This window comes from Janthinobacterium sp. BJB446 (assembly GCF_002735655.1).
GTDB lineage: Bacteria > Pseudomonadota > Gammaproteobacteria > Burkholderiales > Burkholderiaceae_D > Janthinobacterium > Janthinobacterium lividum.
The window spans coordinates 1,822,913-1,843,948 of record NZ_PDZK01000001.1; the positions used below are offsets into that span (position 1 = coordinate 1,822,913).

Consider the following 21,036-nt stretch of genomic DNA (forward strand, 5'->3'; position numbering starts at 1 on the left):
TACCGTTATCAGAACGCATATGACAAGGTCAGGCGCGCGGAACGCGGTTCCACCGGATGAAAATGCCGGTCATTCACCCCATCCGCCCCCTCGCCGGGCAGGCGCGACGCATAGTAGTAATCGATGTCGCTGGCGCGTTTGTTGAACAGGTTGAACACGTCGAGCGACAGCCGCGTCTTGCGGTTGAGCTGGTATGCCACGCGCGCATACGCCAAGGTGGTCGAGGCGGAGAGCACGCTATTGTCTTCGATCAAGGGTCGGGGGCCGAAATAGCGCAGCTGGAAGGCGCCCGACCATGGGCCCTGGTCCGTCACCGTCACGCCAAACGAGGCCACCTTGTCGATTGCGCCCGGAATGAAATTGCCAGCCGGATCATTTTCCGTATAGCGCGAGCGCGAGGCGGCCAGGTCCAGGTCGAACAGCAGCCACGGCGCGGCAATGTAATGGTTGTTCCACTCGATGCCGTGGCGGCGGCTGGCGCGGCTCGCTTCCGTTACGCCCGCGTCGCCCACGAACAGCAATTCCGACGCGATATCGAGGCGCCACAGGGCCAGCGAGCTTTGCAGTCCCGGCAGCCATTCCGTACGCGCGCCCAGTTCCATGCCTTTGCTCGGCACCAGAGGGGTGACGGGCATGGCGGCCTCGCCATCGGGCAGGCGCGTCTGCGTCGTGCCGCGTGCATCGTTGCTATGAAAACCTTTTCCATAGTTCACGAAAAATTCCGTCTTGCTCCAGGGCCCCAGAATCAGGGACAGCTTGGGCGACACCACATGGTCGTTCGCCGCGCCGCTGTTGCCGGCTATGCTGCTGTCGACTTTAAAACGGTAGGCGTCGTAGCGCAAGCCCGCCACCGAACGCAGCCAGGGCAGCCATTGCACCGTGTTTTCGCCATACAGGCCGATGCTGGCCTCGCGCACGCGGTCTTCGCGCACCGTACTCTGCCGTACCCGGTCCACCGTGTTGTACAAGCCCACGGGCGACAGCCTGTCGTAGCGCGCCTGCACGCCGAGCTTGTTGCGCAGGGAAAGACCGAACAGCTCCGTGGTCCAGCTTTCGCCGGCATTCACGCCGGCCACCGTGCGCCGCTCGCTTTGCTGGAACTGGTCGCCGGCGGCCGGATTGGCCAGGAAGTAGGTGAAATCGCTGTTGAGTTCCAGCTGTGAACGGATCAGGTAGGCGTCGAATTCGAACAGGCGGTTCTGCGTGCGCTGGCGCATGGCGTAGGACAGGCTGGTACGCGACGTGTCGCCGCCGTCGCTGGGCGCCAGCGAGCCGAAACGGCCGATCCGGCCCGATGCCACGGCGCGCAGCGGCACCTGGTCGGTGGCGTTCCAGCCATTCTTGTACGCCATCGCCGTCACACTGAAACCGTTGTCCGGCGTGCCTTGGCTGTAGCGCAGCACCCCGCTATATTTGCGCACCCTTTCCGGCACGTCCCAGGGGCCGTTGTTACGGTTGACTTCCAGGCCGTACAGCAAGGTGCCTTGTCCTGCAGCAAAGGAATCGGCCACGACGCCGCGCACATAGCCATGCTGGCCGACGGACACGCTGGCCTGGCCCTCCGGCAATTTGTCGGCCAGGCGGATGCGCGCGCTGCCTGCCGAGGAAAAATCACCTTCGCTGGCGAAATACGGCCCCTTCTTGTAGTCGATGCGCTGCACCAGTTCGGGAATGAGGAAATTGAGGTCGGAATAGCCTTGTCCATGGGCATGCGTGCGCATGTTGACGGGCATGCCATCGACGTGGGTGGCGAAATCCGTGCCGTGGTCGAGGTTAAAACCGCGCAGGAAATACTGGTTGGCCTTGCCGTCGCCGCTGTGCTGGGTAACGATCAATCCCGGCACGAATTCCAGCAGCTCTCCCGTGCGCAAGGCGGGCCGGTTGACGATCAGTTCGCTGGTGATGACGCCCTGGCTGGCCGCGTCCGACGTGCCGACGGCGTTGTCGTAGTGGCCCGTCACGCGTACGGTGCGCGCTTCATTGGCAACGGCATCAGGCATCGCGGCGGCAGGCGGCTCCGCCCATGCGCTGGCCTGGATGGCCAGCCAGGCCAATGCCAAAGGGATTTTCCTGGATTGCATCTCTTCTCCCGTTCATCCTGAAAACAACTGCTTGTGGCTCGCCCCTGAAGATACGCAAAACACCGGCGTTCGGATTCAAACATTTGCGCAAAATCAAGCTGCAAAACACATGTTTTCAAACAATGAAATAAATCGAGGCGAGTTATCTTTAGAGAGAATTTCGCCATATAAAAAGTGCATACTACCTGTCAGAATCCGCGCACAAGACCGGCCCGCCAGCATCTCCTGCCATGCCTGCCGCTCTTTCGCCCGCGCCGCTCCGCCGCGCGCATCAGGGCTGTCGCTGTGATTTCGCCGTCTACGCGACGCCCTGCCATGTCGACCACGCAGGCTGGCGCAGCCGCGGCAAAGTCTTTGGTTTTTTCCATATTGTCAGACACCGGCACGCCTGCACGGCGCGGCCTGGCGACCACTTTGAACTGGAGAACTACATGACATTGTTCCTGCCCTCTTCCACTCTGCTGACACCGGGCGACAATCCGGATGGCCAGCGCTTCGTGCTGGCCTCGCAGCAATGGATCGACTTGCAGACGCGCATCCAGGCCGTGCTGGCCCTGCCGTCGGATATCGGCGAATACGAACAGCGCTACGGCGACGCTTCGTCCGGTTCGCAAATGAAGGAATGCTTCGACGCCATGCGCAAGCTGCGCCAGACGGCCGAGCGCTACGGCAGTCCCAGCAGCCTGCGTGCAAAGATCCTGCACGACCCGAATTTCCTGGCCAACGGCACGCGCCCGAAAAACGATGCCTTTTCCGCCACCGTCTGGACCGTGGAGCGGGCGCACCGCGATGCCTTTACGCTGTCGTCGACCTTGCGCAGCATCCCGGAAATGGCGCGCCACGAATCGGCGGCCGACGCCACGGCCGGCATCAGGAGCCTGTTCCTCGACAATGGCCAGATACTCGACAATATGCAGGACACCATCGCGAAAATCGGCGAGTTGATCGCGGAGTTCGAACACATCGAAACAGCGCTGGACGACGCCCAGTTGCTGATGCGCACCTTCACCGAACGCTCATCCAAGACGCGCACTGAACTCGACAAGGAAATCGGCGCCCTGGGACAGAAAATCGGCGAACTGGAGCGCGCGCGCGACGCCGCCTATTCGAAATGGCTGGCATTGACTATTTCCGCCTGCATCGTGCCCGCCGTCATCGGCATCATCGGCATTGCCATCATGGTGATCCTGGCCGTGCCCACGGGCGGCGGCAGCTTTGCCATCGGTTCGGCCGTCACGGGCGGCGGCGTGGCCCTCTCCGCAGCGGCGCTGGGCGCGGCGGCCGGCGTGGCGCGCGGCAAATACGATGGCCTGGTACAGGAAGTGCACGAGCAGAGCGCCTTCCTCGCCAAGCGCGCGTGCTACCGCAGCGACCTGGGCGCGCTCGATGAACTGATGAAATTCTCGCTGCCGGCATCCAACGGCATCCTGGGCCAGTTGCGCAGCGTGCAAGCGGCCTGGAGCGCATCGGCGCGGGAACTGGGCGCGCGCGCCAGCGATTTGAGCGTGGACAACCTGCACACCGGACCATGGCTGCGCGAAGCCGAGATGGTCAAGGCTGCCGATGGCTGGCGCACGCTCGACAACGCCTTGAAGGCGTTTGTTACCGGGTCCTTTGTCGATGCCAATCTGATCGGCTTTGGCGCCAGCTTGCCGCCAGACCAGCCCGACTGGCAGCAGCAACTGACGGCCAGGCTCGCCGCCTGACGCCAGCGTTTTCAGTAGCTGTTTTCCGTACTTCCACGCAGTCTGACCTGATCACTGAAGGGAACTACCATGAGTGTTACCGCTATTAATACCGCCGCCACGCCATCGATCGATCCGCCGCCAGGCTTGACCACGCCGGCCAATCCCCAATCCGGACAAAAGAGCCAGTTTGCCCTGTTCAGCGATAGCTGGATCGAATTGCAGGCCTATGTGGGCTCGGCCACCGAATTGCCCATCACCAAAGGCGATTTCGAAAGCAAGTACGGCGCCGTCGATGGCTCGCAGACGGTACTCGATTGCATCGGCGCAATGAAAAGCGTGCAAAACGCCTCCACCGAATTCGGCAACCCGAAAAGCCTGCGCGCGGCCCTGATCAAGAATCCCGGCCTGCTGGCCACGCCGACGCCGCCGACAGAAATCTACACGCACACAGTATGGCTGGGCCAGCGCGTGCATGACACCTCGACCAAGCTGGTGAGCGGCTATCAAAGCGTACTGGATGAACTGCCGGGCCTGCCTCCCAAGGAACAGGTGGAGAACCTGAAAGCCTATCTGTTCGACCAGACCATGGGGCCGATACCGCTGGCGCAAAAAATGTCGGCCGAAGTGGCGGCACTGATCAGGAAGCTGGGTCTGTTCGAACAGAAAATGAATGAATACAACAGCAAGCTGCAGGCATTTACCAGCAGTTCGTCGACGATGATCGCCAATGTCAACCGCACCATCGGCGGCCTGGAAACGAAGATCGTGGAGCTGGAGAAACTGCGCGATGCCGCCTACAAGGCCTGGCGCGACTTCACCATCGCCGCCGTCACGGCCTCCGTCGGCTGCGCGCTGATCGGCGGCCTGCTGGCGCCGTTCACGGGCGGCGTCTCGCTGCTGGTGGGCGGCGCAGCCGCCATCGCCGCCGGCGTCGGGCTGGGCATCAAGGCGGCGCAGAACCGCGCCGCCTACAACGAATATTGCACGCAGATCAGCAGCCAGACGCAGGAATTGCAAAAGAAACAGCGGCTGCGCAGCGACCTGGGCGACTTCAACACGCAGATGGCGCGCGTGGGACCGGCCATGTCCAAATTCCTCGGCAACCTGCAAACGGTGGAAGGCGTGTGGGTGCAGATGAATACGGACATGATCACACTGGGCAACAGCATCACGGAATCGAACGTGGGCAGCATGCCTTTCCTCGTCAAGGCGAAAGCCAAGCTGGCCATCGATTCCTGGCAAGCCATCGATGACAGCGCCAAGCAGTTCACCGTGCAATCGCTGGTCGACTACGACAACCTCGCATTCGGCCAGCACCTGTCGGAAAACCAGCGCGCCGCTTGATGACAGTTGCCCCCCGGCGCAGGCACCGGGGGGCAAACATACCGATCGTTGGCTTCTAGAAAGGCAAACATCATGTCGAGACAATTCGGATATCCGCTGGCAGTGCAACAGGCGGCGCTGCGGCAAGCTGTTGATGAGGGCAATCCCCATCTGGCGTTTGAAGGCGGCAGCGCCTGGGATCACCTCACGTACTACCTGGTCCAGGCGGACAAGCTGCAGCCCGGCCCGGACCAGCCGCTGGCAGCGGCGGCGCAAGCCGTAGCGGACGAGGCGGCCCGCTTTGGCACGCCGAAAAGCTTGCGCGCCCTGCTGGCCACATCGCCTGACGCCCTGGCGCAGAACACGCCGCCTGCCATGCTGTACGCGTGCCTGGTGTGGTTTGTCTTGCGCCTGAAAAATTCCGCTGCCAGCATGCTGTCGTATCAGCAATCACTGCTGGAAGCGGGTGTTGCCGCCAGCGACAGGCGCGAAGTATTGCATGCGCTGGGACCGATGGTGGAAGAAGCGCGCGCGTCCATTGCCCCCCTGCTGCAAGGCTTGAACAAATGGAAGGATGGCGTCTTGCCGGCGAATGCGGCGCTGGCCCAGCTGGCAACACAGACGGGCACCGATCTGCAGGCACAGCAAGAGGCGCTGGGGCGCTTGCTGGCATCCATCGCATCGATAGAGGAACAATTGGCGCACCTGGGCCTGTTCAGCGGGCACAAGAAAAAGGAACTGGAGGCGCAGTTGCACGCCTTGCGCGAGCAGCTGACGCGCGACACGGCGCTGTCCGAGCAGCTGCGACTGCAACTGGAAGGCGTCAACCTGCTGCTGGCCAATGGCGGCTGGCTGGAAGCGGCTATCGATGAGCTGATCCATTGGCTGGACGGCTTGCGCACCGCGTGGAGCGCTCTCGGCTCCGGTACGACCCAGCTGGCGGCCGACGCCAGCGACGCGGAACTGGGCAGCGACAGCTGGCTGGCGCAAACACTGGCCACCGCCATGGCCTTTCCCCTGTGGCAGGCGCTCATCACCGCCGCGCAAGGCTACGCCACCAACGCGCTGGTCGACTTCCCCGCGCCGCCCGACGCGACGGGACGGCAGCCATGAGGCGCGCCGCCGCACGCCTGCTGCATCTGCTGGCCATGGCCACCCTGGCGCTGGGACTGCTGCATGCGCCCGCCATGGCGCAAAACAGCAATACCGCCGCGCTGGAAAACGCGCTGCGCCAGCTGGCGCAATTCCAGCGAGAAGTGGCGAATATGCGCAATGCCGTGCGCCAGCCTCTGGGGCCATACCCGCTGTACACGCAGTGCAGCTGGTGCAGCGAGCATGCGTGGTGGGGCCTGGGCATGTGCACCAAGACGACCACGGAAACATGGTCGCAAAATGTCGATTTCACATGGACGCGCAACCAGCTCGATCAAGTGCTGGCCCGCGCCGAACGCGATGCGGGCAACCTGGGCGCGGCATATGCTCCCACCCAGGCGTGGATAGACAGCTTGCCGGCCTTTAGCCGCGCCTTTGACGCGAACGCCGACCGCGTGCTGGCGGTGCAGGAGCAGATTCGCCAGGGAATCGGGCCCAACGACCAGCAGCGGCAAACGGCGACGCAGGCGCTGCAACAGCTGAGCAGCGACATGGAGCGCAGTTCGGCCCAGCTGAAGGCGGGTACGCAGGCGCTGGCGGTGTCGCTGCAGCAGCAGAGCGCCTATCGCGAACAGATCCGCCTGGCCATCGAGGGTGCCGACCGCTCGGCCCAGGAAGCGCTGCGGCAGATTGAACAGGCGGCCCAGTCGCATCACTGCCAGGATGGCTTGCCGCAAAAGTTCAATGCCATCCGCGACGACTTCAAGCGTTCGATCCAGAGCATCTCGGCAGCTTTCCAGCAGCTCGATAACAGCAGCCGCGGCGCCGAGACCGGCCTGGCCGCACTGCTGGGCGCTGTCGTCACCTCGCAGACCGACATGCAATCCATCCTCGACCTGCTCAAGGCGGCGCAGAACGACAAGCTGGGCAGTTTCCTCGAGCGGCTGCACCTGAATGCGGCGAAACAGCAATGGCACGACCTGGCCAATGCCTATACGCGGGTGGCGCGCGAAGCGGCGCTGGCGCAAGGAGGCGCCTGACAAAGACTGTCACTGTCAGGATGCCGCCGCTTTGCGCTGTCTCAATGCCACGGCCGCCCTGCTTCCTATGATGAGCATATGCAGCTTGTGCAATGCCGCATCCATTTGGGGGGGCCGTGGGCAAATCGGATACCAGCAGCGCCGGCGCCAGTGCGCCGGCAGCGGTGCGCAAGAAAGATGCGCTGCCATTCATCCTGCTATACATCCTGCTGGCGGGCTTGCTGGCCGTGATAGGGGGGGCGGTACTGGCGCCCCACTACCATGCCGTGCCGGCTCTGCTGTGGAGCCTGGGCTTTTGCGTCAGCGGCATGCTGCTGGGATTCCTGTTCGGCATACCGCGCAGCCTGCCATCGGGCACCGTCAACGCGGCGCCGCCCGACGAGCGGGCCAATGGCAAGGGCCGCCCCACGGACGAAGCGCCCGCCGCCGGAGCCGATGCGGCGACGGCCAACGCCGGCAACACCCTGTTCCTGGGCACGCCCACGCCCATGGAAGTCAATTCGAACCTGGTGGAAGTGTCGGACTGGCTAACGAAAATCATCGTCGGCGTGGGCTTGATCGAGCTCAAAAGCCTGCCCGGCAGCGCGCGCAGCATGGCCGCCTTCATCGCGCCCAGCCTGGCCACCGACACGCCGACCGCCATGGCCGTGGTGGGCGGCATCATGCTGTTCTTTTCCGTGCATGGTTTTTTGATCGGCTACCTGCTCACGCGCATTTACCTGTCCATCATGATCAAGCGGGCCGACAGCATGGTCAAGAACGAATCCGTGCGCCTGGAGAGCGGCAAGGAAATCGAAGTGACGGAATTGAGCCGCTTGCAGCAAAAATCGCTCGAAGACATGCAGGAAGCCGTGACGCAGCTGCTGCTGGCCCATCCGCCGGACGGGGGCGCGGCCGTCACGGCCCTGGCCGGCATGCCGGCGGAGAAAAAGCAGGCAGGCCTGGTGCTGTGGCTGGATGACCATCCGCGCAACAATACCTTGCTGGTGGAGCAGCTGGAACGGGAAAACATCAAGGTAGACCAGGCGGTCTCGACGCGGCAGGCGCTGGCCATGCTGCAACAGAAGCACTATGCGCTGCTCATCACGGACATGGCGCGGGTGGAGAACCGCCAGCGCATCAAGGATGCGGGCGTGCACACGGTGCGCGAAGTGCGGCAGGCCCAGCCCGCGTTGCCCATCATCGTGTATTGCAGCAAGGATACGGTCGCCAGCTACGGCACGGAAGCGGAAGCGGCCGGCGCCCGTTTCATCACCACATCGGGCACCAGCCTGCTGGCGGCCGTCAACAAGCTATTGCATGACGAACGCCAGGACGGCGATCAATCCACCCTGTAACGGTAGCTGCCCACGTAATGGAGCGAACTGCGCTGCGGGTGCGCCAGCTGATTCGGCGCAAACACGCACACGCTCGTGTCGGCCAGCACGCCCTGCGCCTCCGCGTCCGCGCAGGCCTGCGCCAGCCAGCTGTCGCCATACGACACGCCATCGAGCAACTGCACCAGCGGCACTGGCGACGCCAGCAGCGCGCTTTCAACACAGGCCGGCTCATAGCCCGTGAGTCCCGTTTCCAGGAAGAACGGCGACGGCAATACATCGCCGTCTTCCGTGTATGTGGGCGCCAGGTAGGCCTGCAGCGCTTCCCAGCCGGGAAAGCGCCCGTTGCAAGCAAACACGTGGACGGTCGGCATGGTGGAAGACAAGCTTACAGCTTCTCCATCTTTTGCCGCACGGCCGGTGCCGTCGCAGCCGTCGGCGCCAGTTCCAGATAGGTTTTATAGGCCGCTTTCGCCTTGACGCCATCGCCGGCCTTGGCATACGCGTCGCCCAGGTTCAGATAGGCGATGGCGCGCGACGGATCCATCTTGACCGTGTTTTCAAACCAGCGGGCCGCTTCGCGGTATTTTTCCTGCTTGTAAAAAACAAAGCCCAGGTTATTTGCCGCCAGTGCGAAATCGGGCCGCAGTTTCAGCGCTTCCGTAAATTGCGCTTCCGCCGCCGCATATTGTTTCTCCTTGTACAGCTGCAAGCCACGGTCGTTGGCCCGCTGCGCCAGCTGGCGCGCTGACGTCGGCACGGCGCCCGGCGTGACGATCTTCTGTTCGCCGCCCTGCAAATCCTTCACCGTCACGCTGGCCGCCGCCGGTTTGGCGTCGAGCTTGCTGTTCAGGGCAATGGCTTCCGTCGACAGCTGCGTCGTGTTCGGGCTGAGGAACTCCGTTTCGCCCGGCAATTCGAACACGAAATCGCCCCCTTCCGAGCCCGGCAAGCTGCCAAACGCGGGCGTCTGGTTCGATACGCTGGACACGGCCGGCGCCACGTAGGCCGCCAGTTCCGTGGCCGTGATGAGACCGTCGCCGTTCAGGTCGCCCTTGCCCGCCAAGCCTTGCAGAAGGGTCCACGTGAACACGGAATGGCCGTTCGGCCCGCCGTCGGCCACCAGCTGGTCGCCGCCGCCAGCCGTCAGCATTTGCCGGCCGATGCGCTTGGCATTGTCGCGCAGGAAGGAGCTGGAACCGGCGCCGCGGGTCAGGCCCAGGCCGCTGTAGCAGGCGTCCATGACAAAGAACGCGTGCTTGGCGGTCAGGCTTTCCGCGATATTCTGGATTTCCGTCATCGGGATCGCATCCGTGGCGAACTGCGCCGGATCGGAATCGACGGGCACGATGTAGCCGAGGTCGCGCCCGGAACTGAGCTTGCGCGTGGCGCCATGGCCGGCGAAAAACACGAAGATGCGGTCATTCTTTTGCACGCCGCCATGCGCCAGCTTGTCGTGGAAGGCGGCCAGGATATTGTTGCGCGTCGCTTCGCCATTTTTCAGGGTGACGACACGCTCGGGCGCGAACGCGAATTTTTCAATCAGCGTTTCGCGGATGCCTTGCGCATCGCGCACCGCATATTGCAGTTTCGGCCATTTCGCGTAGTCATCGATGCCGATCACCACGGCCCAGGAATTGGCGTAACCGGTGGTGACGGGCACTTTTTCCGGCGCAGGCGCCGAGCTTTTCGCCACCTGGAAGCTTGTGCCATCCCAGCCCGCGAATTGATAGCCTTCGGCGATCAGCTTGTCCAGCACGGCCGGCAAGGCTTTCACCGTGCGTTCGTGGATGTCGTGGAACAGAATGATGCCCCGTCCCGCCTTGTCGACGGACGCCAGCACGCGGTTCGTGATCGAGCTGGGCACGGGGTCGGCCCAGTCCAGCGAATCGATATTCCACATCACGGACTTCAAATGCGCATCGGCCAGCGCGGCCATGCCTTCGCTGTTGCGCGCGCCATATGGAAAGCGGAACAGCGCGGCCCGCTCGGGGCTGATCGCCTTCAACAGGGTGTCGGTGCCGAGGATTTCACCCTTCAGCTTGTCGCCCGTCTGTTTCGACAACTGTGCGTGGCTGAAACTGTGGTTGCCCACGGCATAGCCTTCCTTCATCAGCTTGCGGCTCACTTCCGCGCCCGCGTTCAGCTTGGCGTGGCCTTCCGCGTCCAGGCTGCCCAGGTTGCGGCCCACATTGAAGAACACGGCCGGCACGCCATACTGTTTCAGGATGGCGCTGATTTCTTCCGTGTAGCGGCGGTGCGGGCCGTCGTCGAAGGTCAGCACGATGGTTTTCTTCGGCAAGCCGAGGCCAAAGATTTCCGCCTCATCTTTTTTTGGCACCGGCTTGGCTTCGGGCACGGAACCGGCCGGCGGTACTGCATACGGTACGACGATGCCGTTTTCCTTGAGGATCTGTTCGCGGCTGTAGAGTTTTTTCAGCTGCGCCACGTAATCGTCCCACCGTTCGCGCTTGAGTTCGATCGCGCGCTGGCCCAGGTTGCCGAAGATTTGACGGATTTCCTTCTCGTAATTGCGCTCGATCTCGCCCAGGGCATCGAGGTCTTCGGAAATGCGCTTGTGCAGCTTGATCGCCGGCAAGGAGGAATCCTTGGCCACGTCGGCCAGCATGCTTTGCAGCAGTTCGCGGAACGCCAGGCGGTCGGCGTCGTACAGGCCGGGATCGGATTCGATATACGTCAATAAGCTGTCGAGCGCCTCGAAACGGCCCGGATTGGTGGGCGCCGTCAATTGATCCAGCACAAGATCGAGCTTGGCGATGCGCTCCTGGTTTTCATGGAACAGCGCCTGCCCCACCTTGCGCGCTTCGTCGCGCGCGCCTTCCGGCAAGCTTTGCTCGTCGGCCAGAAGCACGATGATCTTGCGGAAATTGCCCAGCAAGTCGCGGAATTGGGCGGCCACGGCGGCCGTATCGACGGTCGATTGGGTCGCGGCGGCCGGGCTGCCAGAGGCGGGTGCGCCCGGCGTGGCGGTGGCGGCGGGACGGGTGTAGCTATAAATGCCGGCCCCAGCGGCGAGTGCCACGACGACGGTGGCGGCGATCTTGATCGGCTTGGAAGTCACAGGCTTGTCATTCCCTTCACATACTATGCATAGAATTCAGATGGCGCGGATGCGCCCGATGCATAATTGTAAAGCACGCTAGGCACAAGCTCAGCCCGCACGCTGAATTTGGGCAATAATATCGCTGAACACCTTCATAGATAGTGAAAACGGAAAAGACGATGCACAAGAAACTCTGCGCAGCCGCGCTGATGCTGGGCGTGGCCCTGATGCTGCTGCAACTGCGCGCGCATGCGGGCGATGGCACGGACAACGTTGTGGCCGGGCGCGTGTGCCTGCCGCACTGAGCCACGCCTTGCGCTGACGCTATACCTTGGCCGGCTCCCAGTAACTGGCCAGGCCCAGCTTTTTCAAGCCTGCCGCCACGAAGCGCGGTTCCAGCAATTCTTCCGCCGTCAACGGTAGGCGGATCAATTTTTGTTCCTGCGCAAACGCCAGCACCCGCCGGTAATGGCGGTACACGGCGTCGTCGTACAGGGGCGACCAGCGCTCCTTCCACTGCAAGCCCGGGTCGTCATAGCTGCGCCGCACCACGCTGTCGGGCGTGCCGTTGCGCGTGCCATCCTTGATGACCGCCTCGCGGTTGCCGTCCAGCGCCGCCCAGTGCTGGGCCCGCAGCCAGGCCGTGGCCACCAGCTCGGCGATATCGGGATGGGCTTGCGTAAAGTCGCGCCGCGCCCACAGTTCCGCCCGCATCTTGCGTTCCGGCAGTCCTTTGCTGGACCAGATGATGCGGCCGATGCCCTTGTCTTCCAGCGGATAGCCATTGATCATGAACAAGGCGTCGACGGCGCCCGTGGCCAGCGCGGCCGTGCCTGGCTTGAGGTCCATATTAATCAGGCGAAAATCCGTGGGCGACATGCGCTGGTCGGCGATCAGCTGGCGCAAGCCCAGTTCCCACGGCCGGCCCCGGTGCACGCTGATGCGTTTGCCTTTCAGTTCGGCCAATGACGTGGCGCGCGAACTGGTGGGCACCAGCAGGAACTGGTCCGTGCCCCGCCCCGCCGGCACGATCACCTGCGTGCGCACGCCGCCCGCGTTCAGGATAACGGACGGCAAGTCGCCATACGCGGCCATGTCGATGCGCCCGCTGGCGAACGCTTCATTCATGGTGGCGCCCGTGTCGCCCGTGACGGGCAGCCATTCCAGCCGTACGCCCCGCTGCTTGAGTTCGCGCGCCAGCCAGCCTTCCTGCTGCACCCGGTAAGCGATGCCGCCCAGTTCCGCCTTGCCGTTTTCCGCAAAACCCGTCGAGGCGATGCGCAAGGCCGCCGGCGGCGCCCCCGCCTTCGCCGCCGATACCGCCTGTCCCGCCAGGGGCAGCAAGGCCAGCCCGCCCATCACCGTGCGTCGCCGCATCGCATTCTCCTCATCATCAAGCATGGCCACTGTCGACGTGCTTCCCGCTCAAGCCGCCCGGCGCGTCTGCGCCAGCGCCGCTTCGAAGGGACGGGGATCGATCCACGCACGCACGTCGACCTTGCTGGGCAGGAAGTTCCAGCGGAACAGGAAATCACTGAAATCCTGCAAACCCGCGATCGACGTTTCCGCCAGGTCCGTGTCCAGGCGCAGATGCGCATCCTTGCCGTAAGCCACTTGCACCCAGTGCTCGCTGGCATTCGATTCACGCGCCAGGAAACGCCGCGTCTCGTCCGCATGGCCGCGCGCCCACGCTTCTGCCCGCAGCACCTGGTCGACCAGGGTCACCGCGGAAGCAAAATGGTTGTCCAGCAGGTGCGCATCGACGCTCAGGGTGCGCGGCGTGCCGTTGTTGGCGCGGATCAAGGGTTCCGGATGGATGCCCGTGTCGATTACCGTGTGCAAGCCGAACTGCTGCGCCAGCTGTGCGGCCGAGGCGCCTTTCAGGAAGATGGCGTCCACTTCGCCCCGCAACAGCCCCAGCAGTTCCGGGCTTTGGCCGCCGCGCCGCGCGCCGCTGAACAGATTCGTTGCCGCGCCCTTCTCCGGCGCCGCCTCGCTCTGGCCCGTGCTGACCACATAATCGACCAGTTCCACGTCCGCCACGGCCAGCCCTTCCAGGCTCAGCGCGTTTTCCAGCCCGCGCAAGGCTTGCGCGCGCGCAAAGTCGATCTGCGCCTTGCTCCATAATGGCAAGCCGAAACGCCGTCCCTTCAAGTCACGCACCGTCTGGATGCCGCTGCCGGGCAAGGTCAGTATCAGCTGCGTCTCGTCCGACCATGACAGGCCGATCACGCGCGTCTCGCGTCCCGCCGCGCGCGCCCACAGGGCCGGGATATTGCCGCCGTGACGCACGGAGTTCTGCAGGGTGTGGTCGAAATGCGATTCGCGCACGGCTTCCTGGTCCGACTCGCGCAAGGAGCGCAAGCTGGTGCCGTCGGCGCGCAAGGCATCTTCCAGCCAGCCTTGCTGCAGAGAAATTCCCAGGCCCGTGGGGACGGGGCAGCGCGTGTACCACAGGGTGTCGAGTGCGTTGTTATTGCTCATCTTGTATCTCCAGAGTGGGTGGACCGGTCAAAAAGGAAACTACAGCGCCATCCTGCGCGCCCATTCATTGCCATCCCATGAGCTGCTGGGATCTACATCCTGCGCCACGGGCGCATGCGTGTCGTCCAGGTCGCTGAAATCCGCATGCAAGCCATCGCGGATGGCGACAAAGCCCGGAGATCCCCGCTGGCGCGGGTGGGCCAGCGGCACGTCCTGCACGCGGCGCACCTTGCCCGGACGCGCATCGAGCACGACGATGCGGTCGGCCAGGTACACGGCTTCATCGATGTCATGCGTGACCATGACCATGGTGATGCCCTCGTCCTGCCACAGGCGGCGCAGTTCCTGCTGCAGGCGCAAACGGGTCAGCGCGTCGAGCGCGCCCAGCGGTTCGTCCAGCAGCAGCACGTCGGGCCGCCCCACGAGGGCGCGGGCAATCGCGGCCCGCTGCGACATGCCGCCCGATAATTGATGCGGATACGCATCCGCATAGCCGTCGAGGCCCACGCGCGCAATTTCCGCCGCCACGCGCGATGCGCGCTCGGCCAAGGGCACACGGGTATTGCTGAACGCCACGGCCACGTTCTGCTGCACCGTCAGCCAGGGAAACAGGCGGTGATCCTGGAACACGAGGCCCCGGTGCAAGTCCGTGCCGCGGATGGGCACGCCATCGTGCAGCAGCAAGCCCGTGTAGTCCGTGTCCAGGCCCGCCAGCAGGCGCAGCAAGGTGGACTTGCCGCAGCCGGACGCACCGACGATGGCGACGAATTCGCCCGGAGCAATCGTCAGGGAAATATCGTCGAGCACCAGCAGCGGAGCGCCTTTCAGCGAAAACGACTTGCTCACGTGCTGCACTTGCAAGCCGCCGCTCAGGTGCTGCTGTTGCGGCGACAAGGCCGAAGGGGAAATGACATCATTCATGGCGCACTCTCTGCGGTGGGGGCGAGGGAAGGAATGGCGGCGGGCGGCGCCCGGCGCAGCCAGCGGCTGCCGTGGAAAACCAGCCAGGCGGCCAGCCACGGAGCCAGCCAGATCAGGAATACATTGCGCAAGCCCGTCAGGTCGGCCAGGCGGCCCGCCGCCAGCGCGCCGGCCGTGCCGCCCACCATGCCGAACAGGGTCAAGTGGGCCGAGACCCTGGCCTTGTCGACGGGCGCGCGGGCGATATTGTCTGTATTGACGAGGTTGTTCACGCCCAGGCCCAGTCCCAGCAGCACGGAGGCGGCCAGGTAGGCGATGCTGCTGGGCCACAAGCCGAGGATCAGCAAGGCGGCCATGATGGCCAGGTGGGCGCCGCCATACAGCTGCTCGCGGTAGCGGCTGGCCAGCACGAAGCGTCCCAGGAACAGCAGCACCAGCACGCAGCTGAGTCCCTGCACGGCCATCAGCCAGACGGAATGATGCGCAGGCCAGTGCAGCACGCGGATGGCCAGCAGGATGGAAAACACGCCCACGCTGGACGCCGTGAAACTGGCGAGGATCTCGAACAGGTAAGTCACGCGCACGATGGGCAGGCGCAACAGTTCGCGCAAGCTGGCCGCACCGGGCAGCAAGGCTTGGCCTTCCAGCTTGCGCGGCGCCGTATTGCTGGGCAACACTTGCCAGCCCAGCACGGCCAGGATGGCGAACATCAGGGCCGAAATCAAAAAGCCCGCCTTCAGTCCCAGTTGCGCGATCAGGTAATTGCCGCACAAGGGGCCGAGGAATTGCATGCCGAGAATTAATGTTCCCTTGTACCAGCCCGCCTTGCCCTGCCCCAGTTCCGGCAGGCGCACGAGAAACACGGTGCTCATGGCCACGATGCGCAGCGAGATACACAGGCCCACGAGAAACATCAGCAAAGCCACCCACTGCCAGCCGGGCAGCCACGGCAGCACGCAGAACGCCAGCGCCAGGCTCAGGCTGACGCCCGCATACAGATGCTTCGGATTGCCGCGCGACAAGATGTAGCCGGCCGGTATGGTACCCAGCGCCATGGCCAGGGTTTCCGCGCTGCTGATCGCGGCCAGCTGGAAATTGCTCACGTGCAGGTGCAGTCCCAGCAAGGTGGCCAGCACCTTGTTCATGCCGATGGTCACGCCCGACAGCAGGGTCAAGCCGATAAAGCGCAGCAAGAAGGCGCGCAGCTCGCCTTCGCGCGCACTGACAGCCGCGTCTGGCTGGAATGGCAGGGATTCACTCACTGCTGCGCCCCTTCACCAGCAGGCGCGCGAGGCGCGCAAACGCCACATTCATCGCCTGCGCCAGCAAGGCGATCACGAGCACGGCCAGCAGGACGACATCCATGCGGCCCGACACTTCGCCATTGAGCAGCAACGAACCCATGCCGGGACCGGCTGAAAACAGCAGTTCGCCGCCCAGGCAAGCGAGCCAGGCAAAGGCCAGCGCATGCGTGACACCGGTGACGATGGCCGGCATGGCGCCCGGCAACAAAATCTGACGCAGGGTCTGCCAGCGCGTCAGGGTCAGCACCTGCCCCACTTCGCGCAAGCGTCCCTCCACCTGGCGCATGCCCGCATACGTGTTGAGCACGGTCGGGTAAAAGGCGGCGATGGCGATCACCAGCAGCTTGGCGCCATCGCCATTGCCCACCCACAGGCCCAGCAAGGGTATCAGGCCCAGCAGCGGCACTTGGCGGATGCTGTGGAACAGCGGCCCGATCAACCGGTCCGCCAGCGGCGACTGCGCCATCAGCGCGCCCGTGACGATGCCGGCGCTGCCGCCCAGCAGCAAGCCGGCCAGGGTGCGGCCCAGGCTAGCCTGCAAATGCACCCACAGCTCGCCCGTCAAGACCAGGTCGCGCAAGCTGTGCGCCAGGTCGCCCAGGGACACAAAGATGTAGGCGGCGGCAGCGCCCCGGCCGGAAGCCCATTGCCAGGCGCCCAGCAAGGCCAGCGGCAGCAGCGCGCCTTTTATGAACAGTATCAAACGCTGCTTCATGCGGCGCCTCCCTTGCCATCGCCGCTACGTTTCCAGCGCATCAGCCGTGCTTCCAGCGCATGGCATAGCCGGTCCAGGCCGAAGCCGATCACGCCCGTCAGCACCACGCCCACCATCACCACGTCGAGGCGGAACATTTGGCGGCCCATTTCCATCATCTGCCCCAGGCCGCTGTCGGCGGCCAGCAATTCCGCGCCTACCAGCACCATCCACGAACGCGACAGGGCGATGCGCATGCCCGTCAGCGCGGCCGGCACGATGGCCGGCAAGACGATCAGGCGGATGCGCTGCCAGCGCGAGAAGCAATACACTTGCGCCACCTCAAAGTAGCGCTGCGACAAGTTGCGGATGGCGTCATGCACGGCCAGCGCGACGATGAAGAAACTGGCCTTGGCCACGATAAACACTTTAAAACTCTCGCCTATGCCGAACAGCAAGATAAACAGGGGGATCAGGGCCACCGTCGGCAACTGGCGCAAGACGTTGAACGTGGGGTCGACGTAGCTGCGCAAGCCAGGCGACAGCCCCAGCACGACGCCAAAGGCCAGGCCGCAGCTGGCGCCCAGGCCGAAACCAGCCAGCAGGCGGAACAGGCTGATGCCCAGGTGCTGGCCCAGTTCGCCGCTTTCGGCCAGGTCGCGGGCCGTCAGCAGTACTTGCCAGGGCGACATCAAGATGTGCGCAGGCATCCATTCGAACGTGGTGGCGGCCGTCCACAGCAGCAGCAAGGCCAGCGGCGAGGCCCACACGGACCACGGCGAGCGCACGAAGCGTCGCAGCCAGGGGACGGAGGCCGCACGCGCTGGCGCAGGGGCGCGGGGCAAGGCGATGGCGAGGGAAGTCATGGCGCCCAGTACGTTTGCAGCTTCAGCTGCGCCAGTGCCTGGTTGACGAACTGGGGCGCGAACAGGCTGTCCACTTGCAGGGGCCGCGCAATCAGGCCCGCGCTCTTCGCATACGCCGCCTCGCCCACGTAATGCTGGCGCAGGCTGGCCGTAAACAGGGGCGACCAGCGCGCCTGCCATGGCGTATGGTCGCCCGCCAGTTCGCGCCGCACGACGCTTTCCACCTGGCCCGCGGCCGCCTCCGTGCGCACATAGTCGTCTTCGCCGCCGGCGCCGGCGGCCCGGTGGTGCTCGCGCACATACGCCGTCACCACCAGCTGGGCCAGTTGCGGCCAGCGTTGCAGGAAACCGCTGTCGGCCCACAGTTCGGCGCGCATCTTCCAATCCTGCGGCGGCGCCTTGCTGGCCCAGATGATCTTGCCCACCTTTTTATCTTCCAGCAGGAAGGCATCGCTGAGGGTAAAGAAGGCGTCGGCGCCGCCCGTCGCCACGGCTGCCGCACCGGCCTGCGGATTCAGATTGAGGATCTTGACGTCGCGCAAGGTCATGCCATTCGCTTCCAGCAGGCGAGCGAACGGGTATTCCCACGGCCGGCCCCGGTGCAGGGCGATCTTCTTGCCCTTCAAATCCTTGATCGACTTGGCCGTCGAGCCGTTCGGCACCACCAGATAGGTATTGTTGGCGCTGCCGCCGGGCAGGATCAGCCGCGTCTGCAAGCCCGAGGCATTGGCGATAATCGACGGCAAGTCGCCATACTGGGCCAGGTCGATCGAACGGTTGGCAAACGCCTCGTTGACTTGCGTCGCCACGGAATTGGTGGTGACGGGCACCCACTCCAGCTTCACGCCCAGCTTGCCCAGCTCGGCCGCCAGCCAGCCCGTTGACGCCACCTGGGCGGCCGAACCGGCAAACACGGTCTTGCCGGACGGCGCCGTGCGGGCCACGACGGCGATGCGCACGGCGGCCGGCAGTGCTTCGGCGGCGGTCGCCATCGCTGGCACCAGCAGGCTGGCCGCCACGGCGGCGGCGAATGCTTTGCGCCAGCTCAAACGTAAGAATTTCAATGACATCTGTAGCCTGTTCGTGAAAGGGTTACACCAGGTCGGTGGCGGGCAGCAGCGACAAGGCGCGCGCCGTGTCGATCAGCTTGCTCATCTTCCATTGCTGCAGCAGCACGCCGGGGCCGAAATCGCGCGAACCGCCGATGGCTTCGGCCGCGATCTGGATCTTCGCGCCCTCTTCCAGCAGCAGGATGAATTCGGCCAGCTTCAGCAAGCCCTGCTTGCCCCACACGGTGGCGCCCCCGTTCGCTTCCAGGATGGCCGTCGCATGCGTATTGCGGGCGATCTCGCCGAGGATGAAATCGACTTCCGGCTGGCGGCGGTCGATGTAGATGGGGATTTCGCGCACCAGCTGGTAGCGCTGCACGGGCACGTAGCGGATCGGCAGGGTGCGGTGCGTCTGCGCCCACGCGCCCAGCGACGGCGAGTGCACGTGCGAGATCGACGTGACCTCGGGCCGCTCGCGGAACAGTTTTAAGTAGCGCGCGCCGCCGTTGTTCGCGTCGCCCACGAGCACCGTGCCATCGAGCGCCAGCACGGCCGCCTTCAGGGGCTGGCCGCGGCGGAACGGGCCCGGATCGTTGACCACCACCACCTTGTCGCCGCCAGGCGTGCGCTCGACGAAGCCCACCGTGCCGTTGGCCGTCAGGCTGCCCGTTTCGCGCAAGCCGTCGAAGGCGATCTGCGCATCGCGGCGCACCTGCTCCACGAAGACCAGTTCGGCCGCCGTCAATTCCGGCACCTGTACTTGTTGTGCTTCCGCTTGTGCCACGTCCGTCATGTCATGCTCCATTCTTTGGGGTTGGGATACGGGTCAGTCCTGCCTCTACTTTCGCAAGACGCGTGCCAGCGCCGCGGCCAGTCAAATGGTGGAAGGCTGCTGCCTGCGCAACAGCGGCTGCTGGCGTGGCAGCAGCGGCGTGCGCACGCGCTGTCGGCAAGCCAGCAAGCGGCGCGGGCACGTTTCCTGCACGGTTCAAGGCTCCACCCACCACCAAGGAATTCCATGACTACCGCACCATCCCCTGCTGTCGATACCGTCTGGTTCACCCGCTGCCCCGTGCCCACGGCCACGGGCCTGGCCTACAAACTGGGCTGGCTGGACGAGGAATTCGCCCGCGACGGCATCGCCCTGAAAACCCTGCAGGAAGTGGGCGGCGAACTGGCGCGCCACCATTACGACCACGGCCTGTCCACGCTCGTGCGCGAAGGCGGCAACCTGCTGGCCCTGCCGGCACGCGCGCAAGGGGCGCCCACGCGCCTGATCGGCCTGACGTGGATCGATGAATGGCAAGCCATCCTCGTGCGCCCCGGTTCCGGCATCACGAAGCCCGCGCAGCTGCAGGGCAAGCGCCTGGCGCTGCCCGTGTTCCGTGCCGAGGACTTGCGCGAGAACCGGCGCGGGCGCAGCATCGCGCGCGGCATGAGCCTGGCCGGCTACAAGGGCGTGCTGGCGTCGGCCGGCCTCACGCTCGATGATGTGCAACTGGTGGAAGTGGGCGCCGACGCCCAGGCATCGGCCAATCTGGGTGCGGGACTGTGGCAAGGCATCGCCCCGCTGCTGCGCGGCGAGGTCGACGCCGTGTATGTGAAAGGCGCGGCGGCGGCCGAAGCGGCCCGCGCGGCGGGGCTGGAAGTGGGCATCGATATCGACGCCCTGCCCGACCGGCGCTTCCGCGTGAACAACGGCACGCCGCGCCCGATCACCGTGCATGAAACGATGCTGGAACAGCATTTCGAACTGGTCGTGCGCTTCCTGACGCAAACCCTGCGCGCCGCGCACTGGGCGCGCAGCCACCAGGCCGACGTGCTGGCCATCCTGCAGGGCGAGACGCGGGCCGGCGCCGACGCCGTGGCCGAAGCCTACCGCGACGGCTTTCACCTGACCCTGGCGCCCGACCTGTCCGACGAGAAGGTGGCGCTGTTCGGCCAGCAGAAGGATTTCCAGCTGCAGCACGGTTTCCTCGATCGCGACGTGGATATCGAGGCGTGGATCGACCGCCGGCCTTTGGCGGAGGCGCAGCGGCGGCTGGAAGCGCTGCTGCAAGTGGCGGCATAAAACGGATAGCACAAGGCCGGCGAATTCGCCGGCCTTTTTACAT

General features: G+C 64.7%; 18 protein-coding genes. 7 read left to right on the forward strand and 11 right to left on the reverse strand.

Features of this window, described 5'->3' with window-relative positions; all coding sequences use genetic code 11:
- Window positions 1-8: 8 nt before the first annotated feature.
- Entirely contained in the window at window positions 9-2,081 is a 2,073-nt protein-coding gene (locus CSQ92_RS08105) for a TonB-dependent receptor (protein WP_099393800.1), read from the reverse strand.
- Window positions 2,082-2,512: 431 nt separating this feature from the next.
- On the opposite strand from CSQ92_RS08105, the gene CSQ92_RS08110 reads away from it, so the two are divergent.
- The 5 genes from CSQ92_RS08110 to CSQ92_RS08130 all read left to right on the forward strand — a co-directional run bounded on the left by CSQ92_RS08110 (window position 2,513) and on the right by CSQ92_RS08130 (window position 8,561).
- Window positions 2,513-3,787 carry an alpha-xenorhabdolysin family binary toxin subunit A gene (locus tag CSQ92_RS08110; protein ID WP_070279783.1) on the forward strand — a complete coding sequence of 425 codons (1,275 nt, stop codon included), beginning with the start codon at window positions 2,513-2,515 and terminating at the stop codon, window positions 3,785-3,787.
- A 69-nt stretch (window positions 3,788-3,856) separates the two neighbouring features.
- A complete protein-coding gene (locus CSQ92_RS08115; RefSeq protein ID WP_034782366.1) occupies window positions 3,857-5,113 on the forward strand; it encodes an alpha-xenorhabdolysin family binary toxin subunit A in 1,257 nt (418 codons plus the stop codon).
- A gap of 72 nt (window positions 5,114-5,185) precedes the next feature.
- The gene (locus CSQ92_RS08120) at window positions 5,186-6,205 is read left to right on the forward strand and encodes a hypothetical protein (protein WP_099393801.1); all 1,020 of its coding nucleotides are present in this window, start codon (window positions 5,186-5,188) and stop codon (window positions 6,203-6,205) included.
- Complete coding sequence (locus tag CSQ92_RS08125) at window positions 6,202-7,224, forward strand: hypothetical protein (RefSeq protein WP_099393802.1); 1,023 nt, start codon at window positions 6,202-6,204, stop codon at window positions 7,222-7,224. Before CSQ92_RS08120 ends, CSQ92_RS08125 begins: the two co-directional genes overlap by 4 nt.
- A 116-nt stretch (window positions 7,225-7,340) precedes the next feature.
- Window positions 7,341-8,561, forward strand: a complete 1,221-nt coding sequence (locus CSQ92_RS08130; RefSeq protein WP_180276967.1) for a response regulator — start codon at window positions 7,341-7,343, stop codon at window positions 8,559-8,561.
- Here the strand turns inward: CSQ92_RS08130 and CSQ92_RS08135 are convergent.
- On the reverse strand, window positions 8,546-8,926 hold the full coding sequence (locus CSQ92_RS08135) for an immunity 22 family protein (RefSeq protein ID WP_143450313.1): 381 nt from the start codon (window positions 8,924-8,926) through the stop codon (window positions 8,546-8,548). The two genes, CSQ92_RS08130 and CSQ92_RS08135, sit on opposite strands and share 16 nt — an antisense overlap.
- 2 nt (window positions 8,927-8,928) lie before the next feature.
- Window positions 8,929-11,622 carry a polysaccharide deacetylase family protein gene (locus tag CSQ92_RS08140; RefSeq protein WP_099393805.1) on the reverse strand — a complete coding sequence of 898 codons (2,694 nt, stop codon included), beginning with the start codon at window positions 11,620-11,622 and terminating at the stop codon, window positions 8,929-8,931.
- 161 nt (window positions 11,623-11,783) lie between these two features.
- On the opposite strand from CSQ92_RS08140, the gene CSQ92_RS29330 reads away from it, so the two are divergent.
- Window positions 11,784-11,909 carry a hypothetical protein gene (locus CSQ92_RS29330; protein ID WP_256608825.1) on the forward strand — a complete coding sequence of 42 codons (126 nt, stop codon included), beginning with the start codon at window positions 11,784-11,786 and terminating at the stop codon, window positions 11,907-11,909.
- A 19-nt stretch (window positions 11,910-11,928) separates the two neighbouring features.
- Here the strand turns inward: CSQ92_RS29330 and CSQ92_RS08145 are convergent, their stop codons facing one another.
- From CSQ92_RS08145 to CSQ92_RS08180, 8 genes are read right to left on the reverse strand one after another with little or no spacing between them, the layout of a single operon-like run.
- Window positions 11,929-12,981 (reverse strand): ABC transporter substrate-binding protein, encoded by a 1,053-nt coding sequence (locus tag CSQ92_RS08145; RefSeq protein WP_180276968.1) that lies wholly within the window; start codon window positions 12,979-12,981, stop codon window positions 11,929-11,931.
- A gap of 48 nt (window positions 12,982-13,029) precedes the next feature.
- Window positions 13,030-14,088 (reverse strand): ABC transporter substrate-binding protein, encoded by a 1,059-nt coding sequence (locus CSQ92_RS08150; protein WP_099393807.1) that lies wholly within the window; start codon window positions 14,086-14,088, stop codon window positions 13,030-13,032.
- 39 nt (window positions 14,089-14,127) lie between these two features.
- Window positions 14,128-15,009 carry an ABC transporter ATP-binding protein gene (locus CSQ92_RS08155; RefSeq protein WP_099393808.1) on the reverse strand — a complete coding sequence of 294 codons (882 nt, stop codon included), beginning with the start codon at window positions 15,007-15,009 and terminating at the stop codon, window positions 14,128-14,130.
- Entirely contained in the window at window positions 15,006-16,271 is a 1,266-nt protein-coding gene (locus tag CSQ92_RS08160; RefSeq protein WP_099393809.1) for an MFS transporter, read from the reverse strand. The genes CSQ92_RS08155 and CSQ92_RS08160 overlap by 4 nt, the downstream gene beginning before the upstream one ends.
- A complete protein-coding gene (locus CSQ92_RS08165) occupies window positions 16,264-17,028 on the reverse strand; it encodes an ABC transporter permease (RefSeq protein WP_099393810.1) in 765 nt (254 codons plus the stop codon). Before CSQ92_RS08165 ends, CSQ92_RS08160 begins: the two co-directional genes overlap by 8 nt.
- Window positions 17,025-17,873: an ABC transporter permease gene (locus CSQ92_RS08170; protein WP_080753357.1), complete on the reverse strand. Its 849-nt coding sequence runs from the start codon at window positions 17,871-17,873 to the stop codon at window positions 17,025-17,027. The genes CSQ92_RS08165 and CSQ92_RS08170 overlap by 4 nt, the downstream gene beginning before the upstream one ends.
- Window positions 17,870-18,943 carry an ABC transporter substrate-binding protein gene (locus CSQ92_RS08175; RefSeq protein ID WP_180276969.1) on the reverse strand — a complete coding sequence of 358 codons (1,074 nt, stop codon included), beginning with the start codon at window positions 18,941-18,943 and terminating at the stop codon, window positions 17,870-17,872. Before CSQ92_RS08175 ends, CSQ92_RS08170 begins: the two co-directional genes overlap by 4 nt.
- 22 nt (window positions 18,944-18,965) lie before the next feature.
- Entirely contained in the window at window positions 18,966-19,715 is a 750-nt protein-coding gene (locus CSQ92_RS08180) for a class II aldolase/adducin family protein (RefSeq protein WP_099394628.1), read from the reverse strand.
- A 225-nt stretch (window positions 19,716-19,940) separates the two neighbouring features.
- Between CSQ92_RS08180 and CSQ92_RS08185 the strand changes: the two genes are divergently transcribed.
- A complete protein-coding gene (locus CSQ92_RS08185) occupies window positions 19,941-20,993 on the forward strand; it encodes an ABC transporter substrate-binding protein (protein WP_099393811.1) in 1,053 nt (350 codons plus the stop codon).
- Window positions 20,994-21,036: the final 43 nt, after the last annotated feature.

Bases quoted from the DNA above. Each gene is read 5' to 3' on its own strand.
- CSQ92_RS08185 (WP_099393811.1), top strand. From the start codon at position 19,941: ATGACTACCGCACCATCCCCTGCTGTCGATACCGTCTGGTTCACCCGC.
- CSQ92_RS08170 (WP_080753357.1), bottom strand. From the start codon at position 17,873: ATGACTTCCCTCGCCATCGCCTTGCCCCGCGCCCCTGCGCCAGCGCGT.
- CSQ92_RS08145 (WP_180276968.1), bottom strand. From the start codon at position 12,981: ATGCGGCGACGCACGGTGATGGGCGGGCTGGCCTTGCTGCCCCTGGCG.
- CSQ92_RS08150 (WP_099393807.1), bottom strand. From the start codon at position 14,088: ATGAGCAATAACAACGCACTCGACACCCTGTGGTACACGCGCTGCCCC.
- CSQ92_RS08180 (WP_099394628.1), bottom strand. From the start codon at position 19,715: ATGACGGACGTGGCACAAGCGGAAGCACAACAAGTACAGGTGCCGGAA.
- CSQ92_RS08125 (WP_099393802.1), top strand. From the start codon at position 6,202: ATGAGGCGCGCCGCCGCACGCCTGCTGCATCTGCTGGCCATGGCCACC.
- CSQ92_RS08175 (WP_180276969.1), bottom strand. From the start codon at position 18,943: ATGTCATTGAAATTCTTACGTTTGAGCTGGCGCAAAGCATTCGCCGCC.
- CSQ92_RS08105 (WP_099393800.1), bottom strand. From the start codon at position 2,081: ATGCAATCCAGGAAAATCCCTTTGGCATTGGCCTGGCTGGCCATCCAG.
- CSQ92_RS08110 (WP_070279783.1), top strand. From the start codon at position 2,513: ATGACATTGTTCCTGCCCTCTTCCACTCTGCTGACACCGGGCGACAAT.
- CSQ92_RS08165 (WP_099393810.1), bottom strand. From the start codon at position 17,028: ATGAAGCAGCGTTTGATACTGTTCATAAAAGGCGCGCTGCTGCCGCTG.
- CSQ92_RS08120 (WP_099393801.1), top strand. From the start codon at position 5,186: ATGTCGAGACAATTCGGATATCCGCTGGCAGTGCAACAGGCGGCGCTG.
- CSQ92_RS08115 (WP_034782366.1), top strand. From the start codon at position 3,857: ATGAGTGTTACCGCTATTAATACCGCCGCCACGCCATCGATCGATCCG.
- CSQ92_RS08155 (WP_099393808.1), bottom strand. From the start codon at position 15,009: ATGAATGATGTCATTTCCCCTTCGGCCTTGTCGCCGCAACAGCAGCAC.
- CSQ92_RS29330 (WP_256608825.1), top strand. From the start codon at position 11,784: ATGCACAAGAAACTCTGCGCAGCCGCGCTGATGCTGGGCGTGGCCCTG.